Source organism: Streptomyces sp. NPDC051677 (genome assembly GCF_044453465.1).
Classification (GTDB): domain Bacteria; phylum Actinomycetota; class Actinomycetes; order Streptomycetales; family Streptomycetaceae; genus Streptomyces.
On sequence record NZ_JBITCT010000048.1, the window covers coordinates 41044 to 54030 of the forward strand.

Annotated in this window: 8 protein-coding genes; 5 read left to right on the forward strand and 3 right to left on the reverse strand. The window is 65.1% G+C overall.

Features of this window, described 5'->3' with window-relative positions; all coding sequences use genetic code 11:
* Positions 1-50: 50 nt before the first annotated feature.
* From ACIBAF_RS39340 to ACIBAF_RS39350, 3 genes are all read left to right on the forward strand, one after another.
* Entirely contained in the window at positions 51-7058 is a 7008-nt protein-coding gene (locus ACIBAF_RS39340) for a polymorphic toxin-type HINT domain-containing protein (RefSeq protein WP_399469873.1), read from the forward strand.
* 883 nt (positions 7059-7941) lie between these two features.
* A complete protein-coding gene (locus ACIBAF_RS39345; RefSeq protein WP_399469875.1) occupies positions 7942-8067 on the forward strand; it encodes a hypothetical protein in 126 nt (41 codons plus the stop codon).
* Between the two features lie 633 nt (positions 8068-8700).
* Complete coding sequence (locus tag ACIBAF_RS39350) at positions 8701-9543, forward strand: tyrosine-type recombinase/integrase (RefSeq protein WP_399469877.1); 843 nt, start codon at positions 8701-8703, stop codon at positions 9541-9543.
* Here ACIBAF_RS39350 and ACIBAF_RS39355 read toward each other — a convergent pair.
* Both ACIBAF_RS39355 and ACIBAF_RS39360 read right to left on the reverse strand, forming a co-directional pair.
* Positions 9464-9697, reverse strand: a complete 234-nt coding sequence (locus ACIBAF_RS39355) for a DUF397 domain-containing protein (protein WP_399469879.1) — start codon at positions 9695-9697, stop codon at positions 9464-9466. The two genes, ACIBAF_RS39350 and ACIBAF_RS39355, sit on opposite strands and share 80 nt — an antisense overlap.
* A gap of 11 nt (positions 9698-9708) precedes the next feature.
* The gene (locus ACIBAF_RS39360) at positions 9709-10590 is read right to left on the reverse strand and encodes a helix-turn-helix domain-containing protein (protein ID WP_399469881.1); all 882 of its coding nucleotides are present in this window, start codon (positions 10588-10590) and stop codon (positions 9709-9711) included.
* A 144-nt stretch (positions 10591-10734) separates the two neighbouring features.
* Between ACIBAF_RS39360 and ACIBAF_RS39365 the strand changes: the two genes are divergently transcribed.
* Entirely contained in the window at positions 10735-11136 is a 402-nt protein-coding gene (locus ACIBAF_RS39365) for an ATP-binding protein (protein ID WP_399469883.1), read from the forward strand.
* A gap of 20 nt (positions 11137-11156) precedes the next feature.
* On the opposite strand, the gene ACIBAF_RS39370 is transcribed toward ACIBAF_RS39365, so the two are convergent.
* Positions 11157-11780, reverse strand: a complete 624-nt coding sequence (locus tag ACIBAF_RS39370; protein WP_399469885.1) for a TetR/AcrR family transcriptional regulator — start codon at positions 11778-11780, stop codon at positions 11157-11159.
* Between the two features lie 187 nt (positions 11781-11967).
* On the opposite strand from ACIBAF_RS39370, the gene ACIBAF_RS39375 reads away from it, so the two are divergent.
* Entirely contained in the window at positions 11968-12945 is a 978-nt protein-coding gene (locus ACIBAF_RS39375) for a tetratricopeptide repeat protein (RefSeq protein ID WP_399469887.1), read from the forward strand.
* Positions 12946-12987 lie beyond the last annotated feature (42 nt).

The following is a 12987-nucleotide window of genomic DNA, read 5'->3' on the forward strand; positions in this document are numbered from 1 at the left end:
CGGACGACTTGCTGAAACTTCTCCTAGCAGGACCGGGTGGGGCGAAAGATATGAACCTTGGCAGGGGCACCTCAAGATGGAGTGGGGATTTGGCACGGCATAGAGCCGGCCGGATCCTGGTGCAATCGCTGGCTCTGGCGCTCCTCGTGCCTCTGGGCGCGGCGCAACTGGCGCAAGCCGCGGAATCCTCCGGTCTCGGGCGCCCCGACGCGCCCAAGTCGCGGGTGAGCAAGGTCGAGGAGCTGGACGGCCTCGGCGCGAAGGAGGCCCGGCAGCAGGTCGTGCAGGACAAGAAGGCCAACAAGGAACAGGCCGACCGGGCCCGCACTCAGCAGATGGCGACCTGGCCCGGGAAGGGTGAGGCGACGCTTGGTCTGGCCCGCGGTAAAGCGACCGGCGTCGAGCCCAGTGGTGTACCAGTCACCATCACACCCACCTCGGGCGGAACGGCCGCGGCAAGCGGTAAAGCGCGCGTCACCGTACTCGATCAGAAGGCGGCCCGCGCGGCAGGTATCACGGGAGTTCTCCTGACCGCCGACGCGGACAGCGCCGGTAGCGCCGAAGTCAGCGTTGACTACAGCGACTTCGCCTCCGCCGTCGGCGGCGGCTGGTCCCAGCGACTGCGTCTGGTCCAGCTTCCCGGATGCGCGCTGACGACGCCGGAGAAGTCGGAGTGCCGCACTCAGCGTCCTTTGGCGTCGGACAACGACCTCACCCACCAGTCGGTCTCGGCGAAGGTGAGGATTGCCGAGCCCGAGGACGGCCCGTCCACCCAGTTGCTGAAGGCCGCTGACAGTGCTGCCTCCGCCACCGTGCTGGCCGTCACCGCTGCCGCGGCAGGTTCCGGAGAGTCCCCCAAAGGCACCGGAAGCTACTCAGCCACTCCGTTGTCGGAGTCCTCGTCCTGGGAGGCAGGAGGCAGTTCGGGCTCCTTCACATGGTCGTACGACTTTTCGCTGCCCCCGGCCGCGGCAGGCCCGCAGCCGCCGCTGTCGCTCTCCTACGACTCGGGCAGCGTGGACGGCCGTACCGCCACGTCCAACAATCAGGGCACCTCAGTTGGTGAAGGCTTCGGACTCACCGAGTCCTACATCGAACGCTCCTACGGTTCGTGCGACGACGACGGCCACGATGACGTCTTCGACTTCTGCTGGAAGTACGACAACGCGCGTCTGGTGCTGAACGGCAAGGCGTCACGGTTGGTCAAGGTCAACGACAGTCGATGGAGGCTGGAGAACGACGACGCGTCGAAGGTGACACGGTCCTCGGATGCGGACAACGGCGACGACAACGGTGAGTACTGGACCGTCGTCACGGGTGACGGCACGAAGTATGTGTTCGGCCTGAACAAGCTGGACGGCGCCGACGCCCAGCGCACCAACTCCGTGGCGACAGTGCCGGTGTTCGGTGACGACTCGGGCGAGCCCGGCTTCTCCGGCGGTGATACGTTCGCCGACCGTGCCCTCACTCAGGCCTGGCGGTGGAACCTCGACTACGTCGAGGACACCCGAGGCAACGCGGCCACCTACTGGTACACGAAGGAATCGAACTACTACAAGAAGAACAAGTCCGAGACCGCCAACGCCGCCTACACCCGCGGTGGTTACCTGGGCCGCATCGAGTACGGACTTCGCAAGGGGGCGCTGTTCACCGACAAGGCGGACGCGAAGGTCACCTTCGGCTACGCAGAGCGCTGCACCGCGTCGGACTGCTCCAGCCTGACCGAGGACACCTCCGACAACTGGCCGGACGTCCCGCTCGACGCGATCTGCTCCAAAGACGACGACGAGTGCAACGCGTCCGGCCCGTCCTTCTTCTCCCGTAAACGCCTGACAGGGATCGACACCTTCTCCTACAACGCCACCAGCGCCGCGTACGACCCGGTGGACTCCTGGGACCTGACCGAGCAGTACCTGGACGGCGGGGACATTGGTGACAGTTCCGACCAGGTCCTGATCCTTAAGTCCCTCAAGCGGACAGCGAAGGCCGGCGACACGGCCATCGCCCTGAACCCGGTCACCTTCACCTATCAGATGCGGCCCAACCGGGTCGACGCCACAGACGACATCCTGCCTCTGACCCGCCCGCGCGTCTCCACCGTCACCTCCGAGACCGGCGCGATCACCACGGTGACACTGTCGGGCGAGGAGTGTGTGCGCAGCCAGGTCCTGGGTGCGGCGCCCGACACCAACACCCGGTCCTGCTACCCCCAGTTCTGGCACATCAACGGGGCTGAGAACGCCTCGATCGACTGGTTCCACAAGTACCGGGTGCTGGCCGTCGTCGCCTCGGACCCCACCGCCGCGAACGAGTCGGTCGAGCACTCCTATACCTACAGCGGAGCAGCGTGGCACTACAGCGACGACCCGTTCGTGAAGAAGGAAGAGCGCACCTGGTCCGAATGGCGTGGATACGCCCAGGTTACGGCGTGGACCGGGGCGACGGACGTGACGCGCTCCCGCACGGTCTCCCTCTACCTCCAAGGCATGCACGGCGACGAGAAGAGCGACGGCACCACTAAGTCCGTCTCCGTCGCACCGCTGCCAGCACCGGCTCTTGACGCGGCGTCGATCACCGACAAGACCGAATACGCGGGGCAGTTGCGCGAGCAGGTCACCTACGACGGCTCCACGGCGATTTCCGCAGCGGTGAACGACCCGTGGTCGCAGGAGACCGCCCGGCAGACCCCGCCAGATGCCGGTGACCACGTCGCCCGCTATGTCCGTACGCAGAAGGTGCACAGCTACACCTACCTGACGGCGTCCCAGACCTGGCGCGAACGTCTGACGAGCACGTCCTTCGACAGCTACGGCATGCCGGTCACGGTCGACGACTTCGGGCAGGTGGGCAAGGCGTCGGACGAGACCTGCACCCGCACCTGGTACGCGCGCAACGCCGATCTGGGAATCATCAGCCCGGTCTCGCGCACCCGCACAGTCGCCCGTACCTGCGCGACGGCGGACATCTCGGTGACCCTGCCCGCGACCATGGATCCGGCCAAGCCCGCCCGTGGCGATGTGATCGGGGACGTCAGTACCGTCTACGACACCGCGAACGCCACCGCCTGGTCGGCGCCCCAGAAGCCCACCAAGGGCCTGGCGACGTGGACCGGCCGTGCCACTGGCTACGCTGCCACCGCGGACGCCAACGGCGACCGGCTGCCTAGCGGTTGGCAGAAGATCTCTGCGACGACGTACGACGCCCTGGGCCGCCCTCTGAGTGTCAGCGACGCGTCCACGAACCCTCCCACCTTGCTCGCTTACACCCCCGTCGACGCAGGGCCGCTGACCAGGATCATCACCACCGATCCCAAGACGTACAAGACGGTCAGCTTCCTCGACCCGCGGCGCGGCCAACCGCTGCGCATCTACGACGTCAACAGCAAGAAGACCGAGCTGAGCTACGACGCCCTCGGCCGGCTGACCCAGGTGTGGCTGCCGAACAGGCTGAACGGCAGCCAGGCTCCCAACCAGAAGTTCGCCTACCACTTGGACAACACCAAGCCGTCGTGGGTTTCGTCCTCGTCGCTGAAGAACGACGGCGAGACCTACAACACCACGTACACGCTTTACGACGCGCTTCTGCGCCCCTTGCAGGCCCAGTCACCGACACCACAGGGTGGACGCCGACTGACGGACACGCGGTACGACACGCGTGGTCTGGCGTACGAGACGTACGCCGACATCTTCGACAACACCAGCACGCCCAACACCACGTACACCCGGGCCGAATACGGCGAGTCTCCCACCCAGACAGGGACAGTGTTCGACGGGGCCGGACGCCCCGCCAGTACCAGCCTGTACGTCTACGGTGTCAGGAAGTGGTCCACGACGACCACCTACACCGGTGACTCCGTCGCGACAACAGCGCTCGAGGGCGGCTCGGCCCAACGCACGATCACCGATGTACGCGGCCGGACGACGGAAACGCGGGAGTACGCAAGCACGAGCCCGGCCGACGCAGCCTTCGGCACCGCCCCCGGAGCCCCTTACACCTTCACGAAGTTCACCTACGGCCTGGACGGCCAGCAGGAGACGGTCACCGGACCCGACAATGCCAAGTGGTCATACGTCTATGACCTGTTCGGTCGCCAGGCAACCGCGGTCGACCAGGACAAGGGAACGACGACCACCGAATACGACGTCCTTGACCGGCCCGTGAAATCCACGGATTCCCGGGGCATGTCGGTCCTGACCGGATATGACGAGCTGGGCCGTGTCACAGGTACCTGGAAGGACTCCAAGACGGAGGCCAACCAGCTCACCGGGTTCGTCTACGACACCCTCCTCAAGGGTCTGGTTACGTCCTCCACCCGCTACGACGGCGGCAAGGCGGGCGCGGCGTACACACAGACCGTCACCGCCTACGACAGCCTGGACCGCGCCACGGGCACCCAGTTGCAACTGCCGCAGAGCGATCCGCTCGTGAAGGCAGGTGCACCGTCCACGCTGGCATATGAGACGTACTACAACATCGACGGCACTCTGAAGCAGACGAAGGACCCTGCGCTCGGAGGGCTGTCGTCCGAGAGCGTGGACTACGACTACGACGCGCTGGGTGACGTGACCTCCATCGCCGGTGCGACCGGCTATCTGCTGGACGTGGACTACTCGGCTCTCGCGCAGCCCCAGTTGCTGACGCTGGGCACGGGCGGCACCGGCAACAAGAGCGTCTACGTCGCCAACGACTTCGAAGAGGGCACCGGCCGCCTGACCCGCAGCCATGTCACGGACCAGACCCACGGCTACATGCTGCAGGACCTCAACTACACCTACGATCAGACGGGCAACGTCACCGCAATCAGCGATCCGACCCTTATGGGCGGCAGCAGCTCGGCCGACACCCAGTGCTTCGCCTACGACGGCCATCAGCGTCTGACCGAGGCCTGGACACCCGCTTCACAGAAATGCTCCGACGCCCGGAGCGCGTCGAGCCTGTCCGGTCCGGCCCCGTACTGGTCGAGCTACGAGTACAACAACGCGAGCCAGCGGACCAGTGAGACGGTCCACAAGAGCAGCGGCGACACGAAGACGACCTACTGCTACACCAGCACCGCTCAACCGCACACCCTGACCGGCACCACGACCAAGACCGACTGCACGGCTCCGGAGCGCGCCTACGAGTACGACAAGTCCGGTAACACCTGGCACCGCCCCGGCGTGAGCGGAGCCCAGACTCTGGACTGGTCACCCGAGGGCAAGCTGAGCAAACTCACGGAGAGCGGGAGATCGACCGACTATCTGTACTCCGCTGACGGCTCCCTTCTGATCCGCAACACGCAGGACGGCGAGCGCGTCCTCTACGCCGGCTCCACCGAACTGCACCTTCGAGCCAACGGCACCACCTGGGCACAGCGTTACTACGCCGCCGACGGTGTCACGGCCGCCCTCCGCACCAACCAGTCCGGCTCCAACAAGCTCAGTTACCTGACGGGCGACCAGCACAGCACCTCCTCTCTTTCGCTCAACCCGGACACCGACCAGACCTTCACCAAGCGCTACATGACGCCGTTCGGGAACGACCGCGGCGCGCCGCTCTACGGTCCCTGGCCCGATGACAAGGGCTTCCTCGGAAAGACACGCGACACGACCACCGGCCTGACCCACGTCGGAGCCCGCGAATACGACCCTGGCATCGGTCAGTTCATCAGCGTCGACCCGATCCTGGACTCGAGCCAGCCGCAGAGCCTGAACGGTTATAGCTACTCCGGCAACAACCCGGTCACCTTCAGCGACCCCTCCGGACTCTGGTGTGACAGCTGCAACGACGGCCAGGGCTGGACCCGCCCCGACGGCGGCACGAAGGGCGATTCCGACGGGGGACTGAATTCGGACGGCACTGTGCGCACGCGCACTTCCGGAGGAGGGGGTGGCACGGCGGACGACGGTGGCGGCCACACCGGATCCACACCCCGGCCCGTGGTCGACGGAATCATCATTCCGCCCAAGGAAGAGCTGTCGATATACGCAGGGGGATACCCGGATTCAGCCACCTATTCGCAGATGCTGTCGCGCTGGGCAGAACAGAAATGCTCCGTCCGCAGCAGCAGCGTCGAGGCATTCTGCGACACGGCAACCAGGGCAGGACTGCTGAAAGACCCGCACAGCAGCGCGAACGACCCGTGGGGCGTCAAAGCGACCTACCACTGCCTGACCGGACGGGGCGACTGTGGCGAGGCGATTGTCTCCGACATCATCACTGTGGCCAGCATGGCTTTCGGTTCCCCCGGCAAGGCTTCCCTGGCACGCGGTGGCTCGCGTGCGGCTGCGGCTGAGTTGGATACAGCTGCCGCGTCCCTGTTCAAGGCGGCGTGCAGCTTCTCGCCGGATACGCCGGTCCTGCTCAAGAACGGCAAGACCAAGGCCATCAGCAAGGTCGAAGCCGGGGACGAGGTCGAGGCCGCCGACCCGGACACCGGCAAGCACAAGGGCTCAAGAAACGTCACCGCCCTCCTCGTCCACCAGGACGACGACCTCATCGACGTAACCGTCCGCACTGCTGACGGCCGAACCTCGACTGTCCACACCACCTCCCGCCACCCCTTCTGGGACGACACTCTTCACACCTGGACAAAGGCCGCAGATCTCAGAGTCGGCCACTTGCTCAACACAGCGGCCGACAGCCATGTCCGAGTTGTCGCCGTCACCGATCGCCCCGGCTCCGCCGACATGTACAACCTCAGTGTCTACGACCTTCACACGTACTATGTACTCGCAGGTGAAACTCCTGTATTGGTTCATAATTCGTGCGGCCCGTCAGTGGGACCAGGCGCCGACTTGGCTAATCTGACCGGATCCGAAAGGGCTCGAATTCAGAATGCTGCCAATAGAATCGGTCATCCAATCTCTGTGGTTGGCAGTCGGGCTGCCGGCACTGCGGGTCCGGAATCTGACTGGGATTACGTGATTACGGGAATCAATAGCCGGAAGAAACATTCGGTCTCTAGCTCAATCCCTAAGGGTGACGTTACGCTAGGGGTCGGCCGAAGGCAGGACATCTTTACCGAGGTGACAGTTGACGAGTCATCGCCATATATCACCTTCTATCCGCAAAGGTGAAGCAATGTGAGATTTAGCGAAGATATCTGAAGCGATCGATGGTGGCCACACCTGCGGCCACCATCGATCCTGTTATTTAACGACATCAAGCCGGGAATGGGCGAGTTATGGATAGAGAATACGAGCGAGTCGCTTCATGGGGGCGATCCCTGTATGAACGTCAACCGGATCCGGTGTTGTGGGCGGGTGGCGTTCTCCAGGGTGCTGCGGAAGCCTTGGAGTTGTATGATTCGGCGGACGTTCAATCTGCACTGCGCCTAGTTTCGAAAAGGGATGAATGGCGGGGTGCGCGTGCCATTTTCGATCAAATTCGTCGGCGCCGATTGGATAAGGAGAACCCTCCTGCCGTTACTGAGGATCTATTGTTGCGACTCGCGGAAATAGTAGCGAAGCTCGCGCATAATGCATCTGGGGAGACTCCTCCATTTGATTATGACACTGGCTGGCAGGTTGGCCCGATCGTTTATCGTATAGCCTCAGAGATCCCAGGGCTGACGCACGGCGACCTCTTGGCTTCTGCCTTGGGGGACTGGCCAGCCGGGGAATGACGAGTCTCGATGGGGTTGAGTTGGTGGAGTGTTTCTCGGCGTCTGCGCCGTCATCGTCACAGGAAACGGCTATTTCACCAGGATAGCCAGAACCTGCAACTTCACCGTCGCAGACCCCCACACGTACTATGTGCTGGCGGGGCTACGCCGGTCCTCGTACATAACTCCGGGTGCGGGCCGGGGATTACGACTCGCCATGAAAAGGCTGGCGACATCGGGGAAATATCGCGATGGTCAGGCGACCTCGAGATCCAGCGTCGCAGTGGTACCACGAGGGGCTGAGCGATAAAGAGCTCCTGGACGGCATTAACAACCCTGGCGAAGGTGACGGAATCATGGTTTCGCGTGACGGCAAAATCCTTGGAGGGCATCACCGTAAGGATGAACTTCAAAGAAGGATCGCGGACGGGCGCATCGACCCGGATACAGAAATGCGCATCGATGTCTATGATCCGGAGTAGTGCCTGATGGCTCTGATTCGTTCAACAGACCCTGAATTTCGGGTATGTCAGATCAGCTTCGAAATGCTACTGGCGATCCAGCTAGAAGCAGAGGAGCGATGCTGGGCGACTCGGTGGTCCTCGGTGGACGCGCTCCGCAGTCAGGTCAAGGATGGCACTGTCGCCCTCCAGTCACTGATGCGGGAAGAGCGAGGGGGCGCTGTGCATGCATACAGGTGCCTCGTATTGTTCTCGTCCGCAGACAGAAAGGAAGCTGGAGGAATATCCACAATCGATCTCATTCCGGAAAGGTTCGAGTCATTGGAGCGACTTGACCGCGACTCGGATGTCCGAAAGGCTCTCGCTCGAATGTTCTCCTTTGCGATGGGTGGAATTTCGATGATCTCGAAGAAGTGATGGGCTCTGCGGTTGTTCGCGTCTGAATCCCTTGGATTCGGCGCTGAGTCGGTTGACTCAAATGAATTCAGGGATTTGCGGCTTCGGTCGGAGCCTCGTTTCTGAAGGGTCTCGGAACTGAAGAATCTGAGCATGACGGTTCTTCGCTTCGACCCGAAAGCCCCTGGGGCCCGCCGATGTTCGGTGGGCCCCAGGGGTGTTTGACGGCAACGGTGACGCTGAGGTTGAAAGGGTGGGGTGACGGGGCTACGGGGGCTCCAGCCCGAGTCCGGTCTCGGCTATAAGTCCCTGACCAACCTTCGTCCAGCCGGCACGGAAAACCGCCCACCCCCTTGGAGGTCAGGGCTGCTCTGCTGCCTTCGCGCAACCTGCGGGCCCCCTCAGGCGGCCACACCCCCAACTCGAACAAGCGAGAACTATCGGAGCCACGTGACTGATTGGCTCGATCGCTGCCGCGAGACTGGCCCGGCATGGGACAGAGTCGCCGCCCAGCACATCGCACTGTGGGCGCATCGCTCCGGGGTACCGCACAGCGCCACCGCGCGGCGCGTCTCCGCGGTCCGCTCGTTCTACGCGTATGCGCTCCGTAGTGACGCTGTCGTGTACAATCCGGCGGCCCGCCGTCCGCGTCTCACGAATCCCGCCCAGTTGACTCCGGCGGGTCTCGGCTCATGGCAGATCGCGGTACTTCTCGCCGCGTTCGACGAGCGGGGCCGGCACGTGTCGACCCATCCTCACCAGGACCGCGCCTGCGGCTACCTGCAACTCGGCCTCGCTCTACGCTCCGGCCTGCTGCTGGCCGTCAACCTCGACGACCTCAGCACCGAGCGGGACATCGGTATCGGCGCCGATACGCTGCGCCTGCCAAACCCTGCGGGCGGACACCGGCTGGTGGCTCTGCCGCCGCTGGTCGGCGATGCCGTCAACGCCTACCTGTCACGCCGCCGCCCACCCCGTGACAGCACCCACGGCGGCCCGCTGTTCACCAGCCGTACGGGAATCAGGATGCCGCACCGTTATCCCCATGACCTGCTGCGTGCGGTGGCCAGGTCGAGCGGTCTGCTTTCACCGCCCGTATGAGGTGACCGAGGCGGACCGGGCCAGTGGTGATGATCTCGTCCGGGGCGTCGCTCTCACGGAGGCGGAGGGTGCCGTCGGGGGTTGCGGCAAGGTAGATGCAGTTGCCGGACTCGTCACCGCTGAACGACGATTTCTGCCAAGCGAGTTGGGGCACTGTGGGCCTCTCTAGAGGTCGTACAAGAGGTGTTGGATCAGCATCAGGGAGCTAGCTACTGCCTGCGCTTCGGGTGCGTTCGAAGGCGCGATCGGTGGGAGTGCGGACTCCTTCAACCGGGAGAAGAGCGCTCGGTATTGGGACAGGTGGTTCTGCGCGTCACGGTAGATCGGCTCGTTCGGATGTTCCAGTACGACCGTGGCCAGTTCTTCGACCGGCGGCCGCACGTACAGGAACGGAGTGCTGACGCCCAGGAAGGTTCGTGCGCGGAACGGGAAGACCTGGATGGTCACGTTCGGCAATCTCGACAGTTCGATGAGATGCAGCAGTTGCCTGCGCATAACACTGGAGCCGCCGTAGTGCATGCGCAGGGCGGCCTCGTGGATCACGGCGTGCACAGCGGGGGCGTTCTCGCCCACGAGAGGTCGCTGCCGCTCCAGCCTGAAGGCAATGGCGTCCTCGGCTGTGGCATGTTTGGGCTTCACGTCTGCGAACAGAGCCCGGATGTACTCCTCGGTCTGGAACAGGCCGGGGACGAGCAAAGGCTCGTACGAGCAGAGGCTGACCGCACCGGCCTCCAGTTCCGCGAGGTTGAGCGCGTACTGAGTGACCCTTCCCTGATAGGCGCTCCACCAGCCCTTGCCGCTGGACTCGGACATGGCGACCAAGGCTTCAAGATATGGGGCAGAAATGCCCCCGTAGTGCTGGCATAGCTTGTGCACCCGGTCGGTGGTGACGGCCGTGCGGCCGGCCTCGATCTTGCTCAGGAAAGGGGCCTTCATGTCGGCCGCCGCAGCAGCGTCGTTCGTGGAGATGCCGCGGGCATCGCGCAGTCTGCGCAGCTCGGCCGCGACGCGCCGCTGCCGTTCACTGATCTTGGTTCGTAGCGCCAAGAGTCCGTCCTTTTCTGGGAGTTGGGTGTCACTCTTTCGTGGGAGGTGGTGGAAAATCTGGCTCCACTCGCTCTACCGTCAGTATCGCAACCGGCACACACTGTGTGTATCCGAGCGGTGAATCTTCCCTAGGACGGAGGCCTCATGAACAACGAGGACGACTGGGAGTACAGCATCAACCTCCCGCACAACCCCCTCGCCGTCGGCGTCGCGCGCGGCTCCCTGCGGCTGATCCTCCGCGCACATGGGTTCGGCGAACTCCTCGTCACAGCCGAACTGTTGGTCTCCGAGCTGGTCACCAACGCGCATGTGCACGCTCCCGGTCCTTCTTGTCTCCGCGTGAAGGGTTCAGCGAAATGGCTGCGGCTCTCGGTCTGGGACACCAGCAGTGTGCCGCCCCGGCTTCCGCTCTTGTGCAGCGTGGACCGTGAAGAGGGGCGCGGGATCGGGATCGTGGAAGAACTCGCCGACCGGTGGGGGCACTACTCTCTTGGAGCGCCCGTCCCGCGCGGGAAGCTGGTCTGGTGCGAACTGGGCGGTGGGTGACTCGTGGGAGGGAACCGGCGTCAGGCGGTCGCCGACGAGGTCAGGCCGTTCAGCAGGAGTATGGTGAAGGTGCGGGCCCATTCGGCGTCGACAGGCTCGGCGCTCACGAGGGACCGGTGTACCACCGCTCCCGCGATCACGTCGAAGATGAGGTCGGCCGTGCGGGCCGCCTCCTCGGGGTCGGACTCCGGGGGGAGTTCGCCGCGGGCGTGGGCGCGGGCCCGGCCCTCCAGGACGAGGTCCTTCTGGGGGTCGACGATGGAGGCGCGGATGCGTTCGCGCAGGGCGTCGTCGCGGGTGGACTCGGCGACGGCCGCCATCAGGCCGCTCTTGGCCTCCGGGCGGGCCAGGATCGCCGCGAACTGCAGGACCACGCCCTCGATGTCGGCGGCGAGGCTGCCGCGGTCGGGGAGTTCGAGTTCGCCGAAGAGTTCCGCGACCGCGTCGACGACCAGTTCGTTCTTGCCGGACCAGCGCCGGTAGAGGGTCGTTTTCGCCACGCCCGCGCGCGTCGCCACATCGCCCAGGGTCAGCTTCGACCAGCCCAGTTCGACCAGCGCCTCCCGTGTCGCAGCCAGGATCGCGGTGTCCGCGGCGGCGCTGCGCGGACGGCCGGTACGGCATACGGGGGTGCGGCTCTGCATCCCCCGACCATAACCGGCGGTTTGTTCCGGGCTTCCGTGAGGCAGATCACCAGAGGGCGATCCAGGGGCACGGTGTCGTGGAGGCACTCAGTGCCATTACGCTACGACTCGTAGCGTAAGCTCGTGTCGTCGGGGACGTGCACGGAACGCTTTTCATGCAGGGGCGCTGACGGGGGAGGATAGACGCATGCAGCCACGGAACATGTCCATGAGCGGAGTCGTCGACCTCGCCGCGGTGAAGGCGGCCCAGGAGGCCAAGGCGAAGGCGGAGCAGACGCGCGCCGAAACGGCGCGGCAGGGCGGCGCGGGGGCCGTCTCCCCGGCCGATCTCGTCATCGACGTCGATGAGGCGGGGTTCGAGCGGGAGGTCCTGCAGCGGTCCGCCGAGGTGCCCGTCGTCATCGACTTCTGGGCCGAGTGGTGTCAGCCCTGCAAGCAGCTGAGCCCGGTCCTGGAGCGGCTCGCTGTCGAGTACAACGGCCGCTTCCTGCTCGCCAAGATCGACGTCGACGCCAACCAGATGCTGATGCAGCAGTTCGGGGTGCAGGGCATCCCGGCGGTGTTCGCGGTCGTCGCCGGGCAGGCGCTGCCGCTCTTCCAGGGGGCGGCCGGCGAGGCGCAGATCCGGCAGACCCTCGACCAGCTGGTGCAGGTCGCCGAGCAGCGGTTCGGGCTCACCGGTCTGAGCGTCGATCCCGACGCCGAGCCGGGCGGCCGTCCGGAGGCCGCCGCGGCCGAGCCGGTCGGGCCGTACGACGGACTGCTCGAAGCCGCCGTACAGGCGCTGGACGCCGGTGACTTCGGCGGCGCGGTGCAGGCGTACCAGAACGTGCTCGCCGACGACCCGGGCAACAGCGAGGCCAAACTCGGGCTCGCGCAGGCCGAGTTGCTTCAGCGGGTGGGCGGTATGGATCCGCAGCAGGTGCGCAAGGAGGCGGCCGACCGACCGGGGGACGTCGAGGCGCAGATCGCCGTGGCCGACCTGGATCTGGTGGGGGGTCATGTCGAGGACGCCTTCGGGCGGCTCATCGACACCGTGCAGCGCACGGCCGGCGACGACCGGGACGCCGCACGGATGCGACTGGTCGAACTGTTCGAGGTGGTAGGGCCGGACGACCCCCGGGTGGCGGCGGCCCGGCGTGCGCTGGCGCGGGCGCTGTTCTGATCCGGGCGGAGCGCGGGTTCTGACCAGTCGCTAAACGTCAGA